At 49.9% G+C, this 21,089-nt stretch carries 18 protein-coding genes and 1 other RNA gene; 2 read left to right on the forward strand and 17 right to left on the reverse strand.

Annotation, left to right across the window (positions count from 1 at the left end):
* Positions 1 to 278: 278 nt before the first annotated feature.
* The 14 genes from ACFVU8_RS29485 to rpoE form a co-directional block, all read right to left on the reverse strand.
* On the reverse strand, positions 279 to 545 hold the full coding sequence (locus ACFVU8_RS29485) for a pro-sigmaK processing inhibitor BofA family protein (protein WP_379470093.1): 267 nt from the start codon (positions 543 to 545) through the stop codon (positions 279 to 281).
* 35 nt (positions 546 to 580) lie between these two features.
* Complete coding sequence (locus tag ACFVU8_RS29490; RefSeq protein ID WP_387432109.1) at positions 581 to 877, reverse strand: hypothetical protein; 297 nt, start codon at positions 875 to 877, stop codon at positions 581 to 583.
* Between the two features lie 166 nt (positions 878 to 1,043).
* On the reverse strand, positions 1,044 to 1,643 hold the full coding sequence (gene recR, locus ACFVU8_RS29495) for a recombination mediator RecR (RefSeq protein ID WP_175369898.1): 600 nt from the start codon (positions 1,641 to 1,643) through the stop codon (positions 1,044 to 1,046).
* A 37-nt stretch (positions 1,644 to 1,680) separates the two neighbouring features.
* Positions 1,681 to 1,992 (reverse strand): YbaB/EbfC family nucleoid-associated protein, encoded by a 312-nt coding sequence (locus tag ACFVU8_RS29500; RefSeq protein ID WP_175369899.1) that lies wholly within the window; start codon positions 1,990 to 1,992, stop codon positions 1,681 to 1,683.
* Between the two features lie 51 nt (positions 1,993 to 2,043).
* Entirely contained in the window at positions 2,044 to 3,816 is a 1,773-nt protein-coding gene (gene dnaX, locus ACFVU8_RS29505) for a DNA polymerase III subunit gamma/tau (RefSeq protein ID WP_387432111.1), read from the reverse strand.
* 134 nt (positions 3,817 to 3,950) lie between these two features.
* Positions 3,951 to 4,218, reverse strand: an RNA gene (ffs, locus tag ACFVU8_RS29510) — signal recognition particle sRNA large type.
* A 171-nt stretch (positions 4,219 to 4,389) separates the two neighbouring features.
* Entirely contained in the window at positions 4,390 to 4,587 is a 198-nt protein-coding gene (gene rpmE / locus ACFVU8_RS29515; protein WP_066368182.1) for a 50S ribosomal protein L31, read from the reverse strand.
* 118 nt (positions 4,588 to 4,705) lie between these two features.
* Complete coding sequence (locus ACFVU8_RS29520) at positions 4,706 to 5,983, reverse strand: radical SAM family protein (RefSeq protein ID WP_175369901.1); 1,278 nt, start codon at positions 5,981 to 5,983, stop codon at positions 4,706 to 4,708.
* A gap of 23 nt (positions 5,984 to 6,006) precedes the next feature.
* The gene (gene rho, locus ACFVU8_RS29525) at positions 6,007 to 7,356 is read right to left on the reverse strand and encodes a transcription termination factor Rho (protein WP_175369902.1); all 1,350 of its coding nucleotides are present in this window, start codon (positions 7,354 to 7,356) and stop codon (positions 6,007 to 6,009) included.
* A 190-nt stretch (positions 7,357 to 7,546) separates the two neighbouring features.
* Complete coding sequence (locus ACFVU8_RS29530) at positions 7,547 to 8,800, reverse strand: UDP-N-acetylglucosamine 1-carboxyvinyltransferase (protein WP_175369903.1); 1,254 nt, start codon at positions 8,798 to 8,800, stop codon at positions 7,547 to 7,549.
* 213 nt (positions 8,801 to 9,013) lie between these two features.
* The gene (gene fba, locus ACFVU8_RS29535) at positions 9,014 to 9,868 is read right to left on the reverse strand and encodes a class II fructose-1,6-bisphosphate aldolase (RefSeq protein ID WP_066368169.1); all 855 of its coding nucleotides are present in this window, start codon (positions 9,866 to 9,868) and stop codon (positions 9,014 to 9,016) included.
* A 210-nt stretch (positions 9,869 to 10,078) separates the two neighbouring features.
* On the reverse strand, positions 10,079 to 10,465 hold the full coding sequence (locus ACFVU8_RS29540) for a response regulator (RefSeq protein ID WP_066368165.1): 387 nt from the start codon (positions 10,463 to 10,465) through the stop codon (positions 10,079 to 10,081).
* A 322-nt stretch (positions 10,466 to 10,787) separates the two neighbouring features.
* Entirely contained in the window at positions 10,788 to 12,395 is a 1,608-nt protein-coding gene (locus tag ACFVU8_RS29545; RefSeq protein ID WP_379470101.1) for a CTP synthase, read from the reverse strand.
* Between the two features lie 312 nt (positions 12,396 to 12,707).
* Positions 12,708 to 13,271, reverse strand: a complete 564-nt coding sequence (gene rpoE / locus ACFVU8_RS29550; RefSeq protein ID WP_379470103.1) for a DNA-directed RNA polymerase subunit delta — start codon at positions 13,269 to 13,271, stop codon at positions 12,708 to 12,710.
* Positions 13,272 to 13,738: 467 nt separating this feature from the next.
* Here rpoE and ACFVU8_RS29555 point away from each other — a divergent pair, with 467 nt between their 5' ends.
* Positions 13,739 to 14,926, forward strand: a complete 1,188-nt coding sequence (locus ACFVU8_RS29555) for a S8 family peptidase (protein ID WP_379470105.1) — start codon at positions 13,739 to 13,741, stop codon at positions 14,924 to 14,926.
* Between the two features lie 205 nt (positions 14,927 to 15,131).
* Here ACFVU8_RS29555 and argS read toward each other — a convergent pair whose 3' ends face one another.
* The 3 genes from argS to ACFVU8_RS29570 form a co-directional block, all read right to left on the reverse strand.
* Entirely contained in the window at positions 15,132 to 16,817 is a 1,686-nt protein-coding gene (gene argS / locus ACFVU8_RS29560; protein WP_379470107.1) for an arginine--tRNA ligase, read from the reverse strand.
* The gene (locus ACFVU8_RS29565) at positions 16,814 to 17,257 is read right to left on the reverse strand and encodes a YwiB family protein (RefSeq protein ID WP_379470109.1); all 444 of its coding nucleotides are present in this window, start codon (positions 17,255 to 17,257) and stop codon (positions 16,814 to 16,816) included. Before ACFVU8_RS29565 ends, argS begins: the two co-directional genes overlap by 4 nt.
* A gap of 332 nt (positions 17,258 to 17,589) precedes the next feature.
* Positions 17,590 to 18,780 carry a YCF48-related protein gene (locus tag ACFVU8_RS29570; RefSeq protein ID WP_387432113.1) on the reverse strand — a complete coding sequence of 397 codons (1,191 nt, stop codon included), beginning with the start codon at positions 18,778 to 18,780 and terminating at the stop codon, positions 17,590 to 17,592.
* Positions 18,781 to 18,913: 133 nt separating this feature from the next.
* Here ACFVU8_RS29570 and ACFVU8_RS29575 point away from each other — a divergent pair, with 133 nt between their 5' ends.
* The gene (locus ACFVU8_RS29575) at positions 18,914 to 20,983 is read left to right on the forward strand and encodes a transglycosylase domain-containing protein (RefSeq protein ID WP_387432115.1); all 2,070 of its coding nucleotides are present in this window, start codon (positions 18,914 to 18,916) and stop codon (positions 20,981 to 20,983) included.
* Positions 20,984 to 21,089: the final 106 nt, after the last annotated feature.

The following is a 21,089-nucleotide window of genomic DNA, read 5'->3' on the forward strand; positions in this document are numbered from 1 at the left end:
ATTTTGAAACATCTGACGAGAATTAAAAATTCTCATTTTTGAACTCACTTTCGTGAATTCGATACTCACTCGTTGTTCAGTTTTCAAAGATCAATGTCTTGCTTGTCCGTCGCTCAATGTCTCAGCAGCGACCTTTATAATATATCATGGCGACCGTTTTTCTGTCAAGCGTTTTTTTAATTTCTTTTTTTCGCTTCCTTTTCATCAAGTCATTCGAAAATGTCTTGCTTCAAGGGCCGAGAATTAATTTACCATATTATCCGGTACTGCGTCAACCCTTAAAACAAAGTTATTTTCAAACCCAATAACATCAGTACTCCGGGCAGCCCTAAAACCGTTACTGCGCCTATAGTTGCCGGGTTAAGGGGAATATGCGCATCTGTTATAACGCCTGAGAAGTTCACTAAGTAAATACCCAGCGCTGCCAGGATTAAATGAGTGCCGAATAAACTTAACCAGCTGAAACCCAGTTTTTTGCGAAATGCAATCAGAAACAATAGAAGAACGGATATACTCAATACTCCAATAGCCACTAATCTCAACAATGTCTCTCCTCCTTTATCAGCTCTGTTACATTTCTTTACAGCTGTTTCCAGTTAAGCCCCAAACTCTTGGCATGCTTTAGATGAATCTGATATTTGCGTTCCGCCGCTTCTAAGATATAAATAGCGTAATCTATCTGATCCTGGCCCAGCGCTTCATCGAACATCAGGTAGGCTCGTTCCCATTCCATTTGCGCTTTGCGAACTTCTATAAACGTGTTCCAACCTTCATCATACTCCCGTTCCTTCTCAGCATTCCCCCGCCATGCACCCCACCAGCCCATGTTCAGCTCCCCTTCCGAATAAGTGTGAACAACAAGAACGCTACCGCTCATTCGTTCATTCTCATTCATATAGGGAACGGGACAAACTTAGAACTAAAAAACTACCACAAATCTATAACCTCTTATAACAGGACACCCCTGATTAGCTCTGAACGCAAAAAAAGAAGCCCCTTAGCTTCCTTGGGACTTCTCTACATACTCTAAAGCACCTTACGATCTAAAACAGCTCACGACGGCCTTCTAAGGCCTTAGACAGTGTGACCTCGTCTGCGTACTCCAGATCGCCACCTACAGGCAAGCCGTGGGCTATTCTAGTGATTTTAATATCAAAAGGGCGCGTTAGCCGCGAAATATACATAGCTGTCGCCTCCCCTTCAATATTGGGATTTGTCGCCATAATCAATTCCTTCACCCGCTCGTCGCCGAGTCTTACCAAAAGCTCCTTCAGACGGATATCATCCGGTCCAATACCTTCCATTGGCGAGATCGCTCCCTGGAGGACGTGGTAATAACCATTGAATTCCTTAGTACGCTCAATGGCAACTAAATCCTTGGCATCCTGAATCACGCAGATTACAGACGCATCACGCGTCTTATCCTGACAGATCCGGCACGGGTCAGTATCGGTAATGTTACAGCACACCGAGCAATAGTGAAGATTGCGTTTGACGCTTACCAGCGCTTTAGCAAAATCAATGACTTCATCCTCTTTCATATTCAGCACATGAAACGCAAGACGAGCGGCCGTCTTCGGACCAACCCCCGGCAAACGCGTAAAAGCATCGATCAGCTTAGCTAGCGGTTCGGGATAATGCAAAGTAATGTTTCTCCTTTAGGCTAAATGGAGTAATGGTCTAGAACAAACCAGGAATCTTCATTCCGCCAGTAAATTTACCCATATCGTTGTTTGCCAAATCTTCAGCTTGTGTCAACGCATCATTCACAGCAGTGATCACAAGATCCTGCAACATTTCCACATCATCCGGATCCACTGCTTCCGGTTTAATCTGAATGGACAGTAGTTTCTTGTGTCCGTTCACTTGTACGGTAACTACGCCACCACCAGATGAACCTTCAACTGTTTTGCTGCCAAGCTCTTCTTGAGCTTTGAGCATTTGCTCCTGCATTTTTTTAACTTGTTTCATCATTTGGTTCATATTGTTCATAATCGATCTCTCCTTTGGAATGCGCCGTTTGGCGCTAATCTGCTGAAAGCATTATTCTTTTATGACAACAAGGTCTTCTCCAAAAAGCTGGATCGCCTCATCAATCCAAGGTTCTTGTTTTGCTGCTCCTGCCTCGTGTTCATGCTCCAGGCGCAATTCTTCCTTGCCAGGCTGTTCGGCAGACTTCATAGAAGCCTCATTCCAATCGCGAAGCATGATGGTTACAAGACGGTACGGCTTGCCCAGACGGGCAGCCAGAACACCCTCAATCACCTGCCGGTTAGCCGGCTTCTCAGTAGTATCCCGGTGTATGGTGTTCTTGAAAGCAACCAGAACTGCGTCTTCCATAACCGATACAGGCTCTCCATCCACAAACCAGGCATGGACGGTGATTTTCTCTTCCTTCACACCTTGCAGCACTAGGCTCCACTGTTTATAAATAGACGCAAAGTCAGCACTGTCCTTACCGGCGATGAATTTATCCACCTGTGGCGGCATCTTGGAAGCCGTGCTGATCCGCGGAGCAGCACTAGGCACAGAGGCAGGTCTAGCCTGTGCACCCTCGCGCCCTCCGGAAATACCACCTGACTGCAAGGCCTGTTCCAACTTCTTCTCCAGTGTGGCGATCTGTTTCTTAAGCACGCCCAGCTCACCAGGGTCAGAAGCGGCAGCTCCTCCTGCAGCAGCTCCTTGGAAGGCGCCAGAAGAAATGACCGCATCAGCCGGAACCGAGGCACTTTCCTGCAAGCTACAAAGCTTCATTAGCGCTACTTCGAACAGTGTCTGTGGATGGGTAGCATATTTCATCTCACCCAGATAACGGTTAAGCGTCTCCACAATTCCGAACAGCTGCTCACGGCTGAAGGCGGTTGCCATATCCTTAAAATCCGCCGGGTTCAGGACACGGTCGGTTAAGTGATCGGCATTCGGAACCATTTTAATCATAAGCAGGTCCCGGAAGTAATACAATAAATTTTCGAGGCATTTATCGGCACTTTTGCCCTCATGCATAAGCTGCTCAACAAGCTCCAGAAGAAGTCCCATATCGCCTTCCAAAATCGCTCTGGCCAGACGGGCGAACTGTTCCGAAGGTATTCCCCCAGTCATTCCAAGCACTTGCTGGTAGGTAACCTGGCCCTCTGTAAAGGAAGATATCTGATCGAGAATACTAAGCGCGTCACGCATCCCCCCATCAGAGAGACGTGCGATGTACTGCAGAGCGTCATCATCTGCGGAGATGCCTTCCTTCTCACAGATTTGCTTCAGATGACCCGTCTGCTCCTCTAATGATACCCGGCGGAAATCAAACCGCTGACAACGGGAAATAATCGTTGCCGGCAGCTTATGAGGCTCTGTCGTCGCCAGTATGAACATTACATGGGGCGGTGGCTCTTCCAGCGTCTTCAGCAGCGCATTGAACGCTTCTGTTGTCAGCATATGCACTTCATCAATAATATACACTTTACGACGCACTTCGGTAGGCGCGTACTTCACCTTATCCCGCAGGTCACGAATCTCTTCTACACCCCGGTTGGACGCCGCATCAATCTCCTGCACATCCATGACATTGCCAGCAGTAATCCGCAGGCAGGATGGACACTCGTTGCAAGGCTCCGGCCCCTGGCCGCGCTCACAGTTGACCGCCTTGGCCAGCACCTTGGCAGCACTGGTCTTACCAGTCCCCCGCGGACCGCTGAACAGATAGGCATGTGAGACCCTGTCTTCCCGTATAGCATTCTGCAGCGTTTGGATAATGTGCTGTTGTCCTACCATGTCCTGAAACGACTGCGGCCGCCAAGCACGGTACAGCGCGATATGTTCCACTATGCATTACCCTCTCTCAAGTGCCACTTTCCTGGCATTTGTCGCTAACTCATTATACTATATTCTCCAGACTTTGACCAAAAACAAAAAGCATCCTCGCTTATCGCAAAGATGCTGTCATTTATTCATATAAACCGTGCACCTGTTATTGATGGCTGCGATCCAAGCGGCAACCCTACTGACTGCTCGGGCTAGGCCACCCTCCGGCACAAGAGCAAACTTGCTTATGGCTGCTTCCTTCCGGACCTGACCAGGTTCACAAGCACTCATTGCGGAGGACCCAACCGTCAACACAGCCCATAGGGACCAAGGCCTCACATCGACAGCACCTCTAACAGGAATTCAACCTCGCTACAGCGGATTGCGAGTTACAGGGCACCGCTACCTCCCCGTCTAGCACGGCGAAGTTAAGTATATCCTACGCTCGGACAAAAATCAACCTCGGAGAATTAACAGCTCCCCATCACATGCTTTACAGGAATAATAACGCCCAATAATTTGGAGCAATGAAAAACCCCCGGCATTAAGCCGGGGGCTAGATCTAATAATTATGCCGCAAACGGGCTAATTGAATTAGATACCGTATTTCTTCTTAAATCTATCAACGCGACCGCCGGCATCCAGGAACTTCTGCTTGCCAGTGAAGAACGGGTGGCAGTTGGAGCAAATTTCGACGCGCAGCTCTTGTTTAACAGAACCGGATTCGAAAGTGTTGCCACATGCGCAGGTTACCTTAGTAATGTTGTACTTTGGTTGAATTGCTTCTTGCATTTGAATTTCACCTCTCTTGCCCTAAGCCTCATGCGGACTCAGAGTTAATAGACACATGAGCATAGTTTAGCACGAAACATGCAAATGGGCAATATGTTTCAAATTTACATTTCCAATGCTAAACGTGTATCCGACCAGACTTGGCACGGGTCAAATTAGCAGGCGGCACATGGGTAAATGAGCCGATAACCACACCGGGAAGTTCTTCCCGGAAAATGTCTAACATCGTCTTCATACCGAGGATCTCCCCTTGAGCTGGAGGGATCAATTCCAGATAACTCTCCGGGTCAATATTCAGATTCCGCATCTGGATCAACTTGAGATCGGTGCGTCGCACGAATTCCACCATGGCTTCGATCTCTTCTTCACGATCGGTCACACCAGGGAAGATCAGATAGTTGATCGACGTGTACACGCCCTGGGATGCCGCATATTTCAGAGATTTCTCAACATTGGCTAAAGTATAACCCCGCGGCTTGTAGTAGGCATTGTAGTGATCATCCAACGCACTGATGGTGCTGACACGCATCAGATCAAGCCCAGCATCAACGATTCCGCGGATATGGTCGCTTAAGCCCGCATTCGTATTGATATTAATGTAACCCATATCGGTAGTAGCACGCACTTCTCGCATAGCTTCGATAATAATCTTAGCTTGTGTCGACGGCTCACCTTCACAACCTTGTCCAAAACTAACTATGGACTCTGGCGTCTTCAGGTGCTCCAACATCACTTCTACCAGTTCGTCTACACGCGGGCGGAAGTTCATCCGCGTCTGTGGAGAGACAAAGCCACTGTCATCCGGTTGCTCGGAGATACAGCCGAAGCAGCCTGCATTGCAAGAATAGGAGACAGGTACAGCGCCCTCCCAACGACCCAGGAAGGTGTTGGAGGAGGTTAAGCATTCATAACCAAGTGCACAATTGGACAAATGTCCAAAGAGACGGTTCTCTGGATACTTAGCCGTCAGATCGCCTACACCTTTCTTGACAAGATCCCGATCACAGTTAAGCGGGTTCCACTGTTCAGGATCATCTGTAAGCTCTGCGCCTACATAGAAGCGCCCGTCCTTCCATACCACTGCCGAATAACCGAACAGGGGCAGCTTGTAAGACTTATCTGTCTTGACATAGCCGGGAAGGCATAACCGTGTATAACCTTGCGGCATCAATGCCCCAACCGCTTGAGAACCTTCGGGCAGCGGCAGCATTTCACCGGTTGCCGGATTCATGCCCACTGCCCGTGTGTTAGGCAGACCAACCAGCGTAGCACCCTCAGGCAGTGGAATTAGCTCTTCCTCCAGCATTTCGACAATCATATCCCCGCTGCGGGCTAGCCCATACAGCTCGGGATGATCATATACGTTACCTTTCTCATCGGCATATACCAAATACATGTTAGTCTCCTCTTATTCTCGTTCTAGGTTGTGGATACGGTGGGTGCCTTCGAGCGGGTCGTGCGGCGTGCAGATGCTCCGCTGTTCGATGTACCGCCACTGCTGGCCGTGCCACTGGCAGACTCTTTACCTGCAACATCAAATGATGCCAGGAACTCGGCATTCGTCTTGCTGTCACGCAGCTTTTTGAGGAAGCCTTCCACAAAATCATAGGACTCATTCATATTTTTACGGATAGCCCAAATGGTATCCAGTTCTTCCTTACTCAGCAATACCTCTTCACGGCGCGTACCTGAACGACGAATATCGATCGCAGGGAAAATACGTCGTTCCGCAAGCTTACGATCCAGATGCAGCTCCATATTACCTGTACCTTTAAACTCTTCATAAATAATGTCATCCATACGTGAACCTGTATCGATCAATGCTGTAGCCAGAATCGTCAGACTACCGCCTTCTTCCACATTACGCGCCGATCCGAAAAACCGTTTAGGGCGATGGAAAGCAGCAGGATCAATCCCTCCGCTCAGCGTCCGTCCAGATGGAGGTACAACAAGGTTGTATGCACGCGCGAGTCGCGTAATACTGTCCAGCAGAATAACAACATCTTTCTTGTGCTCGACCAAACGAAGCGCACGTTGAAGCACGAGCTCAGCTACTTTGATATGATTCTCCGGCAATTCGTCAAAAGTCGAGGCCACAACTTCACCCTTCACAGAGCGCTGCATATCGGTTACTTCCTCGGGACGTTCATCGATCAGAAGCACAAACAGTTCTATCTCAGGATTATTAGTGGAAATGCTGTTGGCAATTTCTTTTAGGAGGAGCGTCTTCCCTGCTTTAGGAGGCGCTACAATCAAACCGCGTTGCCCCAGACCTACAGGAGCGAGCAAATCCATTATTCGGGTAGATAAATGAGTAGGGGATGTTTCAAGCGGCAGCTTGTCTTGCGGATAAAGAGGTGTTAACGCCGGGAAATGCAGGCGTTCCGCTGCGCTGGCAGGGTTCTCGCCATTAACGGCATTGACCTGAAGCAATCCAAAATAACGTTCATTTTCTTTGGGGGTCCGACATTTCCCCGATACCAGGTCTCCGCTTCGAAGATCAAACTTGCGAATCTGGGAGGCTGAGATATAAATATCCTCCGCACTTGGCAAGTAGTTGATCGGCCTTAGGAATCCGTAGCCTTCCGGCAGAATCTCCAGTACACCTTCCATAAACATGAGCCCGCTTTGCTCCGCCTGCGCCCGAAGGATGGCAAAGATCAGCTCCCGTTTCTTCATCTGCCCGTAGTAAGGAATCTGGTATTTCTTGGCCAGCTTGTACAAGTCGGTCAGCTTCATTTCTTCCAGATCGGAAATTTGAAGATCCATGTAATAACCACCTATTCAATTTTTATAATGAGTCCGTGAATATAGCTCTATGTACACTGAACTATATCAACAAAAAATAAGAGTCCGGCAAAATCCTCATTAGAATAGGATTACCCGAATTGGAAGGAGATATGCAGTCTTCTTGCAAAATAAACTCCTTCCAGTTAGCGGGAAACCCTATAAATTCATTCTATTCGTTCTCGCGCCAAACGTCAGCCCCCAGATTACGGAGATTTGTCACCAAATGATCGTAGCCACGATCAATATACTCCACGCCCGTTACTTCGGTGATGCCTTCCTCTACTGTAAGGCCGGCGATAACAAGCGCCGCACCAGCCCGCAGATCAGCCGCTTTGACTTTGGCTGCATTAAGCTTGCTGCCTTCCACGATTGCCGAACGACCCTCGACACGAATCTTGGCCCCCATACGAACCAGTTCCGGCACATGCTTGAAGCGATTGCTGTAAACAAAATCACTCAGCACACTAACACCTTCAGCCTGAGTCAACATGCTGGTCATTGGGGACTGCAGATCGGTGGCAAAGCCCGGGTAAATCAGCGCTTTGACATCTGCATGCTCATACTTGGCTCTGCCAATTACACGAATGCTCTCATCAAGCTCTTCAATATCTACGCCCATCTCCAGCAGCTTGGCGGTTAAAGCCTCAAGATGCTTAGGGATGACGTTATCTATAAGGACGTTGCCGCGCGTTGCCGCTGCAGCAATCATATATGTTCCAGCTTGAATCCGGTCAGGAATAATGGAGTGACGGCAGCCGTGCATTTCCGTAACGCCTTCGATCCGGATGGTTTCCGTACCGGCACCTTTAATAATGGCGCCCATTGAATTAAGGAGTGTAGCTACATCTATAATCTCAGGCTCTTTAGCCGCATTTTCAATAATAGTAGAGCCTTTGGCTCTTGAAGCCGCCAACATGATATTAATCGTGGCCCCGACACTGGATACATCCAGATAAATCTTGGCCCCGCGTAATTCCTTGGCATACAGGTGGATAGAGCCGTGTTCATTAGTCACTGTTGCGCCCAGCGCTTCAAATCCCTTGATGTGCTGGTCAATCGGACGGGGCTCAAAATTACAGCCGCCGGGAAGCCCTATTGTCGCTTCCTTGAATCTTCCAAGGAGCGCTCCCATCATATAGTAAGACGCCCGCAATTTCTTGACAGGCCCATTAGGCATAGGGATGGACACAATACGGGAGGGGTCAATTCTCATTTGGTTGCCTGACCAGGATACACTTGCGCCAAGCTCTTCCAGTATTTCGGAGTAAACTGCAACATCGCTAAGGGACGGTAGATTATCCAGCACAACTTCAGATTCGGCTAAAATCGCCGCAGGAATAAGCGCAATCGCGCTGTTCTTGGCTCCGCTGATTGTAACAACACCTTGCAGCGGACGTCCACCGCCAATCATTAATTTTTCCATAAATTAACAGGTTCCCCCTACGTGTATTGCGGTTGATCGACAATACGTGCTGTGGCTTTTCTGATGATAAAGGCGATGAAAATGGAAAGACACCGGCTATGCGGTGTACTCTCCACATCATCATATTCAACTGAAAAGGACAGTATAACCTGTCCGATATGCTTATTCAAAACTTCATGGACTAATGTCCTTCAAAACTTAAGAAAACAGATCTTACGCTTTGTTGTTGGAACCGAACTCACGGATTTTACCGATAACGGTTTGTTTGATAGCATCGCGGCCTGGTACGATGAATGTACGTGGGTCGTAAGCATCAGGTTTAGCAGCCAAAACTTCGCGAACTACTTTAGCAAATGCGATTTGGTTCTCAGTGTTCACGTTGATCTTGGAAGTACCCAGGGAGATCGCTTTGTCGATGTCATGTACAGGGATACCAGTACCGCCATGCAGAACGAGTGGCAATTTAACAGCGTCGCGGATTTCTTCCATTTCTTTGAATCCGAGGTTAGGCTCGCCATGGTAAGGACCGTGTACGGAACCAAGTGCTGGAGCCAAAGTGTCGATGCCAGTTTCTTTAACAATGCGTACGCACTCGTTAAGATCAGCATATTGAATGCCGCCGATAACATCGTCTTCTTGTCCGCCTACAGTACCTACTTCAGCTTCTACAGAAACACCTTTAGCGTGAGCATATTCAACGACTTTCTTAGTCATTTCAATGTTCTCATCGATTGGGTGGTGAGATCCGTCGATCATTACGGAAGTAAAGCCAGCATCGATGGCTTCTTTACATTTATCAAAGCTGGAACCGTGGTCCAGGTGAATCGCTACAGGAACAGTGATTTTCAGGTCGTGGATAAGTCCTTCCACCATCTTAACAACAGTGGTGAAACCGCCCATGTGACGGGCTGCGCCTTCGGATACACCAAGAATTACCGGAGATTTCTCTTCTTCGGCTGCACCCAAAATAGCTTGAGTCCATTCAAGGTTATTGATGTTGTACTGACCTACTGCGTACTTTCCTTCAAGTGCTTTGTTCAACATGTCTGTCATTGATACTAATGGCATGGTTCATCCTCCTAAAGATGTTTTCGCTATAATTTATAGAACCGTTTATCACATACAGGCTTATTATAGCACATCCAGTGTCAAATACTAAATAGCACTAGCAAAAAAATGTCCCGGTGGGACGATATTTATCCACCCCTGTTGTTATCTGCCCTTTTCCAAGTTTTCCCCTCCGAAAAAAGGATTCTGCCATTTAGCAGAATCCTTACTTCAGCTGCACTGATCGACCGATTTATTGCGAAGATGCATATTTACCGCCACACGCATCTCGTCAATGTCGAAAGGTTTGGTAAAGTGCATAAGCGCGCCCAATTTCGTTGCTTCTTTAATCATGTCCAGCTCTCCGTACGCAGTCATCATGATCACCTTGATCTCCGGATTGATCTCCTTCAGATGCTTGAGAATTTCAAGCCCATCCATTCCCGGGATTTTCATATCGAGCAAGACCAAGTCTGGGGATTCGGTACGAACAATTTCCAGTGCAAGTTTACCGTTAGCCGCCTGAAATGTGGTGTAACCCTCGCTGTTGAACACTTCCATGAGAAGAATCCTGATCCCGTTCTGATCGTCGACAATTAACACTTTATTTTTCTCCATTATCAATACCCTCCCAGAATTTAAGGCAGATTGACCATACCGCGCTCTCCACAGCTAACGGCCCCTTTGTAACTTAGTCCATACGAAACCTATAATTCGTGGTGTAGATTCAAAATCCTGCTAATTGGATAAAATGCGTAAATGTATGCCATAAAATGTATCGTCCGGATCGACTTTTCTTGATAGGAAATGTTAAAAATACCAAAATGTCAACTTACATTAAAATTGAAATTATTCTTGAGGTCAGATAGGACCTAGCATAAGAAAAAGAGCCTCCAAATGGAGGCTCTCACGAACACCTTTATGGTGCTATATATACTATTTATTGAGCACTGTAGTGAGTAAGTGAAGCTTTGACGAACTCGCGGAACAGTGGTTGCGGACGGTTCGGACGGGAAATGAACTCCGGATGGAATTGTACCGAAAGGAACCAAGGATGACCCGGAAGCTCCACGATTTCTACCAGACGTCCGTCTGGGGATGTACCAGAAATCACCAGACCCGCTTTTTCAATCTCATCACGGTAAGCATTGTTGAACTCATACCGGTGACGGTGACGCTCGTACACAAGCTCATCATCGTAGCAAGACATCGCCAGGGAACCCGGCAAAAGCTTACAAGGATAAAGACCAAGACGCATTGTACCGCCCATATCTTCGATATCTTTCTGTTCAGGAAGCAGATCAATCAGAGGATGATTCGTAGACGGATCAATCTCTGAGCTGTTCGCTCCTTCCAGACCCAATACGGAACGTCCGTATTCAATGACAGACACCTGCATACCCAAGCAGATACCGAAGAATGGAATTTGTTTTTCCCGTGCATAACGGATAGCAGAGATTTTACCTTCAATACCACGATCGCCGAAGCCGCCTGGAACGAGAATGCCGCCTACACCGCGCAACTGCTCGTCCACGTTCTCATCGGTAACCAATTCCGCATCTACCCAGCGAAGCTTAACTTCTGCGTTGGATGCAAAGCCTGCATGCGAAAGGGATTCAACCACACTCAAATAAGCATCGTGCAGAGCAACGTACTTGCCGACAATGGCAATTTCAACGGTATGCTCCAGTTTGTTGATCCGGTCCAGCATGCCTTCCCATTCCCGCATATCCGGTGCAGGCGTGGTCAGCTTCAAATGGTTAACTACGATCTCGTCCAATCCCTCGTCGCGCAAATTAAGCGGAACTTCATACAGCGTGGAGGCATCGCGGCATTCCACTACGGCATTGGCGTCGATATCACAGAACAGGGCAATCTTCGCCTTCATGTCCGAAGACAGCTCATGCTCCGTACGGCATACAATCACATTCGGCTGAATTCCGATGCTGCGCAGCTCTTTTACACTATGCTGGGTCGGTTTGGTCTTCACTTCACCCGCTGCCTTGATATAAGGAATCAGGGTTACGTGAATGTACATTACGTTCTCGCGGCCGATATCGCTCTTGATCTGACGAATCGCTTCCAGGAACGGAAGGCTCTCGATATCGCCCACTGTACCGCCGATCTCCGTAATTACGACATCGGAACCGGCTTCACGGCCTGCACGGAAGACACGCTCCTTGATTTCGTTCGTAATATGCGGAATAACTTGAACTGTTCCGCCCAGGTACTCACCACGGCGCTCCTTACTGATTACCGAGGAGTACACTTTACCTGTCGTTACATTGCTGTTCTTAGACAGGTTAATGTCAATAAACCGTTCATAGTGTCCAAGGTCAAGGTCCGTTTCCGCGCCATCGTCTGTCACGAATACTTCACCGTGCTGATAAGGACTCATTGTTCCAGGGTCCACATTAAGATACGGATCAAATTTCTGAATCGTCACCTTTAGACCTCTGTTCTTAAGCAGCCTACCCAGCGAAGCAGCGGTAATGCCTTTGCCAAGGGAAGACACAACCCCACCCGTTACAAAAATATACTTTGTCACTGTAAAACCCTCCTAAATAAAGTCCAGAAATTCAGGCGACGCATGATGTTTATCGTAACCCGTTTTTCTATCGTCAAACGGGGGAAATCAAAAGTTACTTTAGCCGGCACAAAAGACCTTCCTCCGCCCCTTTAAAATCGCGGAAATTCCGGCTCCTTGGCATCTAAAAAAACAAAAAAGTGACACCCGTAGCACCGGGGCACTTTTTATTTTAGAAAACACATATTAACTTTCATCATAAGCCCATGCAATAGTTTACTCTGACGGTTCTCCACTGTCAAGGGCAGAATTGTACTACCTCAAAGAACGGGATTAATATTTATCTTCCTCGTCTTCATCGTCCAAATCTTCTTCACTTTCCGCGTCGGAGTCTTCATCGTCCACGTCATCTTCGTCGATGTCTTCTTCGTCAATAACCACATCGTCGTCAACTTCTTCTTCGCTGTCGTCGTCGGAATAGAGGTCGTCGCGATCTTCGTCGATAGCGTCGAAATCCTCTTCTTCGGATGCGTAGTTATCATCTTCCTCGGTGAAATCATCGTCTTCCAAATCGTCATCCTCGTCGTTGATGATACGTGGACGTTTGGAATTACCGACTGGATCATCGGAGCGCTCCAGCGGATACCAGCGTTTCAACCCCCACAGGTTCGTTCCTACACAGGCAAAACGTCCGTCGATGTTAATCTCAGTATATAACTGGGCAATAGTATCGTTGGTTTGTTCTTCGGTCATCCCGCGCAGCTTGGCCACCTCGACCATCAGGTCACGGTAATAAAACGGCGTATTAGCCGCCTTCAGCACTAGGAAAGCCAGGTCCACCATCGGCATTTCTTTTACTTTCTCGGGGTCCAGCTTTAAATTGAGTGGCGTACTCATTAAAGGACACTTCCTCTCACGCATTGTTCACTATTCACGGCTTTAATTCAATAATATCCAGTAACAAACCTAAGTAAAACCTATTTAGCAACAAAATGCAAGTCAAAAGGGACAAGCTTCAGACGCAAAAAAACCGCCGGCATTTTCCGACAGGGAAACGTTTTTTTCGCAGGTAACGATCAATATGTACTTTTATGAATGACTAAGCCGGTTCGTACAGGTGTAAGGCCTCTCTAAAAAAGGCGGAGGAAACTCCTCCGCGCATGACTGTATCCACGCCAAGGAATGGCTCCTTACGGGATGTTGCAAAGAGAGTGTTAAATCTCTTCTGTTTATTTTATGTGAAGCGCCGTCTTTTGACACGATGGGCAGCCCATTTCCTTAAAAAAGGGCAAGTTCCCATTCGGCTACCCTCCTCCGCTCATACAATATTTCAGTACGGCACCGAGGAGGGGACGGCAAAACACATGGACTATTACGGATTTTGGCAGATACTGCTTGATGAGATATCGGCTGCCCCCAAGAATGACGAACGGCGTATAGTTACCTTTTATGATGCCCGCCATTACGCCGGAGCCTTATCCCAGTGGAAGACCCTACGTACGAAAAAAACGAGACTGCGGCAGGTGCAGGTCTCTCCGCTGATCCGCGCTTTTTTTGTGCCTGCCGCAGGCGCGGCAAAGCTGGTGCATAAATTTTCAGACACGCTGAGCGTGGAAGACGATTACCGCATACAGCTCCATGCGCTGCCCAGTGAAAAAACCGGGACCGCCGTGATGCCCTGGGGAGTGAAAGCGATTCATGCCCCCCAGGCCTGGTCGAAGTCAACCGGTGTGCAAGTTAAGGTAGGCGTTATTGATACAGGTGCCGACTACCGTCACCCTGATCTGCGCCATTCGCTAGCAACAGGTGTCAATCTGCTGCGGCGGGGGATGCTACCACTGGATGACAATGGCCACGGCACCCATATCGCCGGTACACTGGCCGCCGCTGGCGGCACACGCGGCATGATGGGAGTTGCACCAAGAGCCATTCTCTATCCCGTCAAAGCTTTTGATCACAACGGCTCTGCTTATGTGTCCGACATTGTGCTGGGGATTGACTGGTGCGTCCAGAACCGGATCGACATCATTAATATGAGCTTCGGCATGAAGACACGAAGCAAGGCGCTTCATAATGTCGTCATGAAGGCCTACCGCGCTGGCATTGCCATTGTCGCTTCCTCAGGCAATGATGGCAAACGCGGCGGGGATTATCCGGCGCGCTATCCGGAGACCATCGCCGTAGGCGCCATAGATAAGAAGCGCCGGGTCGCCAGCTTCAGCAACCGCGGGTCGTACATCGATGTATACGGACCCGGCGAAAGCGTGCCCTCCTGCTGGCTGAAGGAGGGCTACAAGGAAATGAGCGGCACATCCATGGCGACGTCACATGTGACGGGAGCCGCTGCTCTGCTGCTCGCTCTCCGGCCAGGGCTCACCCCCCGGGAGCTGAAGCTCCTGCTGCGCCGCACCGCTTGCCCGGTGCGGCTGCGTAAAGGGCAGCGCAGAGCCTCCCTCGGCGGCGGCGCTGCCGATGCCCTTCGCCTGCTACGCGCAGGCATCAGGGCCAAGCGGGGCCCATCCGCGAATGCCGCCAGCCGGCGCGCGGATTGACAAGAGCCAGTGGCGCAGCGCCACTGGCTCAAAACGGCCGCCATCCTGTAACCAAGGATGGCGGCCGTCTGCAAAGCACATGAAGCTAACTATGTGCACTTCTCTTCTTTGTATAGACACAAGCACACCGCCTCCAAAAAATCGCTGGAGGCGGTGTGCTGACCATCCCTTGCCCCGTTCAGGCGGGGGCTTGAGGATGGACGAATTACATGCGGTCCGGAGCGGATACCGCTAGAAGACGCAATACATTGGCAATAGTGGTACGCGTTGCTCCAAGCAGAGCAAGACGGGCCAATGTTTGGGCCGAATCTTCGGTAATGACACGCTCAGCCTTGTAATAGCTGTGGAAGAGCGCCGCCAGATCATAGACATAACGCACCAGGCGATGCGGCGCGTAAGCATCCGCTGCAGAAGCAATCTCAGCCGGCAGCTCACCAATTTTGCGTAGCAAGTCATATTCGTGAGGAGCACTCAGCTTGCTGAAATCAAGTTCGGCATAATCCGGCAGTGCGATTCCTTGTTCCTCAGCTTGACGGAAGATGCTGCAAATCCGCGCATGAGCATACTGTACATAGAATACCGGGTTCTCGTTGGATGTAGAGATCGCCAGGTCCATATCGAAGTCCAGATGAGAGTCCATGCTGCGCATGGTGAAGAAATAACGGATGGCGTCGATACCAACCTCTTCCATCAGATCCTCCATCGTTACCGCTTTACCAGTACGCTTGGACATTTTCACTTTCTCGCCGTTCTGGAACAAGCTGACCATTTGGGCAATCAGGACAACCAGTTTCCCCGGGTCATTGCCGAGTGCCGACATCGCTGCCTTCATCCGCGGAATATAACCGTGGTGATCGGCACCCCAGATGTTGATCATTTTGTCATAGCCGCGGCCGTATTTATCGTTATGGTAGGCAATATCCGGTGTCAGATACGTATAGGTACCATCGTTCTTGATCAGCACGCGGTCCTTGTCGTCGCCATACTTGGTCGTCTGCAGCCAGGTTGCGCCTTCCTCTTCGTATACCTCGCCACGCTCACGCAGATCGTCCAGCGAACGCAAGACTGCTCCATTCTCATAGAGAGAGGTCTCGCTAAACCAGATATCAAATGGAACACGGAAACGTCCCAGATCGCGTTTGATTTTATCTAATTCCTTATTCAAGCCATAGGTACGGAAGAATGCCGCACGATCCCCCGGCGTCAGCTCCAGCAGAGAATCTCCCTTCTCAGCCACAAGTTCTTTGGCAAATCCCTTGATATCTTCACCATGATAGCCATCCTCCGGCATTTCTGCCGGTTGTCCCAGCTCCTGCAGGTAGCGGGTCTCGATAGATTTGCAAAGATTGGCAACCTGATTTCCGGCATCATTAATATAGTACTCACGGGTTACCTGATAACCGGCATAATCCAGCACGTTACAGAGTGCATCGCCGACAGCTGCGCCGCGGGCATGTCCCAAGTGTAGACTTCCCGTAGGGTTCGCGCTGACGAACTCAACCTCTACCTTTTGACCCTGTCCTAAGTCAATGCGGCCGTAGTTGTCTCCCTGTGCGGCAACCTGGGTGATGACATCATAAAGATAGTGCTTGGACAATGTAAAGTTAATGAAGCCTGGTCCGGCAATCTCTGCCTTCTCAATGGAAGCGCCGCTCTTGTCCAAGTGTTCTAGAATGGCCTCAGCAATTTGGCGCGGATTGCGCTTAGCAATTTTGGTGAGCTGCATAGCGGCATTGGTCGCCAGATCACCGTGCTCCTTGTCTCTTGGCACTTCCAGCACGATGGCTGGAAGGTCTTCACGTGCAACCAGCCCCGCAGCAACAACTGCATCGGCAATGGCTTCTTTTACCCGTTCATTAATAAGTTCGAGCGGATTTTGACTCTGTGTCATGATTTTGGTTCCTCCTGTATATGCAAACTGAGTACGAACTGCCCTGACAACTCCTCGTATACGTATAAATCATACTCCCACGTTACGTTCAGAGAGCGCCCGTCTCGGGAAATCTCCAGCTTCCGGGTCTCCGTGGACAGATTAAAGTTCGTATAGGGAGAGCGGTAAAAGCCCGGCAAACGCTGTCCCTCTTGGAAGCTCTGCTCGGACTCAACCGCGCCATGGCGGATCAGCTTCAGTTCGCTGCCTGCAATCTTTATCATTGTACGAACAGCTGTCTCCTCACCCTGAGGGCCCTGCCCGGGCTCTACATATCGGATGAACAGCTGCTGTCCCTTGGCTATAACTTCTCCGGTGGTATTCAGTACAGTACGCTCACCTTCATGCTGGCTTACGAGTGTAACTGAAACGCCGTATTTGTGATTCTGAATTTCCGGCACCTGCATTCCTCCATTCTGCAAGCCTCTGCAGACCAAAGGCGAATTCGCTTTCCCATTGTACTACTATATCCAGTTCAAGGGTGCAATTCAATTCCTTATTCGAGGAAGATTCCACGGAATCTAATTTTACCATAGCGACACAAAAAAGACACTTGCCCTGCTATTACAAAGATGATGATTCATTGCTTCATATTTTTCTCTTCTATAAATGCTCCTTACACAACCGAAAGACGCTCACTAACTAAACAAGGACGCCAAGTACAAAAAGAGGCTTTCCCCAGCCATATAATAGGACTGGAGCAGCCTCTTCCTCTTTAGATAGCGGCCTGAAGCTACCTTACCGCATCTTTGAAGGCGAATCTTTGCTTCCAGGTAGATCCGCCATCCGCGGTGGCATATACAGCTGATTGATCCTGTTCCCTTACGGCGAGCCAGCCATGCTTGCTGTCCGGGAAGGAGATAGTACCCTCGAATCCCTGTATAGGCTTCAAGTTACTCCACGCTTTCCCACCGTTCACGGTGCGTCCTACGGCAACCTGCTCTCCAGCGGGAGAATAGCCGACGAGAAAAGCGGTGCTGTTACCAACCAACTGCATGTTGCCAGGTCTGCCGGATGCCGGCCCAGATTTGAGCTGTGCCGATCCACTGCCCGGCGCAGGCCCACCACCGGCTGTCGCCTGAGCAATTACACGTTTCCAGCTCCCTCCCTTGTCTGAGCTGGCATACAGGGAATATGAGGTCTGCGACATGCCTGAGTCGCCATACAGCAGGGCATATACCTGGTTGCCCTTCGCATAGATCTCGCCGCTTGTTGGATAAGCAATGCGGGATTGGAGAGAAAGCTTCCAGGTAGATCCGCCGTCAGTCGTCTTCATTACCCGGTAACCCTTACCGGGTGCCACGACAACACTCCAACCGCTGCTGGGGCTGCTGAAATAGGCACCCCGCGTATTGGCAGGTGTCGGAATCTCCGTCCAACTCTGGCCGCTATCCTTGGTGGTAAATACTGCATTCCGGCTGTAAGCAAAGCCGTTCTTACTGTCCGTAAAGTCAATCCGGTCGAAGGCTGTTGCCTTCCCGGAGAGATTTTTCCAGGTAGAGCCGCCGTCTGTACTAGCTATCAGATAGTTGGCCTGTCCTTCTCCAATAGAAGCAATTGCCCAGCCATGCACATTATCGGGAAAAGAAATTCCTTTGAAGTTCCACTGTCCGTGATAAATTTCTTGAAAATGACACCCGCCGTCCGAGGTGCCAATCATAAAGCCGTTACCAACAGCTCGGCCAGTCTCACTATTCAGAAATGCAATGTCTGAATAGGTGAGTGGCGTTTCAGCTTGCTGGGCATGTTTTTTTTGTAAATTCTCCAGCAAACCATGATCGCCCGTTCCACAAACCGGTGTACCTGCTGCAGCTGATTGGGGCGCTGGTGCGGAAGAAGCAACCGTTCCCCAGCCTGAAAGCGCCAGCAGTCCTGCTGAAAAGAGCGTCAATGCTGCTCTGTGCCAATGATGTGTCCAATTCATAGGGATAACACCTCCTTTTAATATATACCCCGTGCTGCAATTGTTACTCTGTCAGAACCTCCCCCGCCCCAGTGAATATCCTGTCACTTCCTTTCCCATAATGAGGATAAGAGCAAGAAAGGAGTCTGGTGCTATGCCTAGCAATTCCGCCAACCCGCCTAAACGCAAAAGTCCTCTCCGCCGGGCATTTCGGCTGCTGTCAGCCTTGACGATCTTATGCTTGCTGGCCGCCGGATCCCTGCTGGGATATCTATATCAGAAAGATCTGCCGCCTACCCTGGACGATGTCCGCTCCAGGCTGCTTGATGTCCGGGGAAATGTACTGGCCACCTTCACATCAGATGGACGCAGTCGCGATCCAGTGGAGCTGAGTCATATTTCGCCGCTGCTTGTTCAAGCTACACTGGCGGTTGAAGACCGCAAATTCTATAAGCACACCGGCTTTGACCTCAAGGGCATGGCCCGGGCCATCCTCGTCAATCTGGAGGAAGGAGGCCGCTCGCAAGGCGCCAGTACACTTACCCAGCAGCTTGCACGCAATCTCTATCTATCCCATGAGAAGACCTGGACCCGCAAAATTAAGGAAGCCTTCTATACGATGCAGCTCGAGATGAAATATAGCAAAGACGAAATCCTGAACATGTATTTAAATGAAATCTACTACGGCCACGGGGCATACGGCATTGAAGCCGCGGCCAAAATGTATTTCGGCAAATCAGCAGCGGATCTTGACCTCGCAGAGAGTGCGATGCTGGCCGGGGTACCCAAGGGGCCAACTTACTATTCACCTTACAATCACATAGACAACGCCAAGAATCGCCAGCAGCTCATCCTGTCTGTTATGGCCGAGCTTGGCGACATTACAGAAGCTGAGGCCAAGCTGGCGGCACAGGAGAAGCTCAATTTCAAGCCGCAAGGGGAAAAAGACACCACCGTAGCCGCGCCCTACTTCCGTGATTATGTGCGTGGCTTGGCGATAGGTTTGCTGGATATCGACAGCGACGAATTCGAACAGGGTGGACTGAATGTCTACACCACTCTGGACCCGGTCATGCAGCAAGCCGCAGAGGATGCCGTCGGCAAAGGAATGGACCCGGCTAGCGAATTGGAGACGGCCCTGGTATCCATAGATCCACGCACCGGCTACATTAAAGCGATGGTGGGGGGCAAAAACTACCGGAATAACCAGTTCAATCACGCATTGGCGACCACCCGCCAGCCCGGATCTTCCTTCAAGCCGATTATGTATCTTGCGGCCCTGTCTTCCAAGACGATGAACGGACTTTCAGTGTTCAATAGCCAACCCACACTGTTCCATTATGACAATAACCGCAAGACCTACCAGCCCCGTAATTTTGGCGACAAGTATCTGGGTGAAATTAATATGCGTCAGGCGATTGCTGCCTCTGACAATATTTATGCCGTGAATACGATCATGAAGATTGGAGCGGACAAGGTGGCAGAGATGGCTGCGGAGATGGGGATTAAAAGCCCGCTCCAGCACGTGCCTTCCCTGGCGCTAGGCACTTCACCGGTCAGTCCGCTGGAAATGGCCTCAGCCTTCGCCGTGATCGGCGGAAGCGGTGTCCGGATGCCTGCGACAGCCATCCTGAAGATTACAGACGCCAAGGGAGTCGTTCTGTACGAGGCACCTGAGCCTCAGGGAGAGGCCGTAGCGGAACCGGCAGCAGCTTATGTGTTGACCCGGCTGATGGAGGGTGTGTTCGAGACCGGGGGCACCGGGAACCGCGTAGCCTCCATTATCAAACGGCCTGTTGCCGGCAAGACCGGCACGACCGATACCGATGGCTGGATGGTTGGCTTCACCCCCGAATTATCGACGGCCGTCTGGGTCGGATACGACAAAGGCCGGGATATCGCAACGGCAGACGGTAGGCGCGCTGCCCCGATTTTTGCCCAGTACACAGAGAAAGCGCTGGAAAACGTACCGCCTAAGATTTTTCCAATTCCAGACGGTGTAGTTAGTGTCTATATTGATAAGCAATCCGGCAAGCTGGCTACAGCCGATTGTCCGGACAAGGTGCTAGAGACCTTCATCAGCGGCACAGAACCCACAGCATATTGCGATCTGCACGGGGCAGGAGAAAAGGCCCACCGAACAGAAGAATCCGTTCCCGGAAAGAATGATCCCGGTGAAGGTCACTCCCTATGGCAGGATATCAAGCGCTGGTGGATGAATTAGGCCTACTTGGGTATAAAGAATTGGATTTTAGCGTTTCGTCAGCCCAAAATTGGGTATAAAAGAATAGAACCCCAAGCAACCTCTCCCTTTGGACCTTTGAATCGGA

This window comes from Paenibacillus sp. NPDC058177 (genome assembly GCF_042883835.1).
In the GTDB taxonomy this organism is placed as follows: Bacteria; Bacillota; Bacilli; order Paenibacillales; family Paenibacillaceae; genus Paenibacillus_AQ; species Paenibacillus_AQ agri.

Coding starts and splice junctions, on each gene's coding strand:
- ACFVU8_RS29490 (WP_387432109.1), bottom strand. CDS start 877: ATGAGCGGTAGCGTTCTTGTTGTTCACACTTATTCGGAAGGGGAGCTG.
- ACFVU8_RS29500 (WP_175369899.1), bottom strand. CDS start 1,992: ATGAACAATATGAACCAAATGATGAAACAAGTTAAAAAAATGCAGGAG.
- rpmE (WP_066368182.1), bottom strand. CDS start 4,587: ATGCAAGAAGCAATTCAACCAAAGTACAACATTACTAAGGTAACCTGC.
- ACFVU8_RS29520 (WP_175369901.1), bottom strand. CDS start 5,983: ATGTATTTGGTATATGCCGATGAGAAAGGTAACGTATATGATCATCCC.
- rho (WP_175369902.1), bottom strand. CDS start 7,356: ATGGATCTTCAAATTTCCGATCTGGAAGAAATGAAGCTGACCGACTTG.
- ACFVU8_RS29530 (WP_175369903.1), bottom strand. CDS start 8,800: ATGGAAAAATTAATGATTGGCGGTGGACGTCCGCTGCAAGGTGTTGTT.
- fba (WP_066368169.1), bottom strand. CDS start 9,868: ATGCCATTAGTATCAATGACAGACATGTTGAACAAAGCACTTGAAGGA.
- ACFVU8_RS29540 (WP_066368165.1), bottom strand. CDS start 10,465: ATGGAGAAAAATAAAGTGTTAATTGTCGACGATCAGAACGGGATCAGG.
- rpoE (WP_379470103.1), bottom strand. CDS start 13,271: ATGAGTACGCCACTCAATTTAAAGCTGGACCCCGAGAAAGTAAAAGAA.
- ACFVU8_RS29555 (WP_379470105.1), top strand. CDS start 13,739: ATGGACTATTACGGATTTTGGCAGATACTGCTTGATGAGATATCGGCT.
- argS (WP_379470107.1), bottom strand. CDS start 16,817: ATGACACAGAGTCAAAATCCGCTCGAACTTATTAATGAACGGGTAAAA.
- ACFVU8_RS29570 (WP_387432113.1), bottom strand. CDS start 18,780: ATGAATTGGACACATCATTGGCACAGAGCAGCATTGACGCTCTTTTCA.
- ACFVU8_RS29575 (WP_387432115.1), top strand. CDS start 18,914: ATGCCTAGCAATTCCGCCAACCCGCCTAAACGCAAAAGTCCTCTCCGC.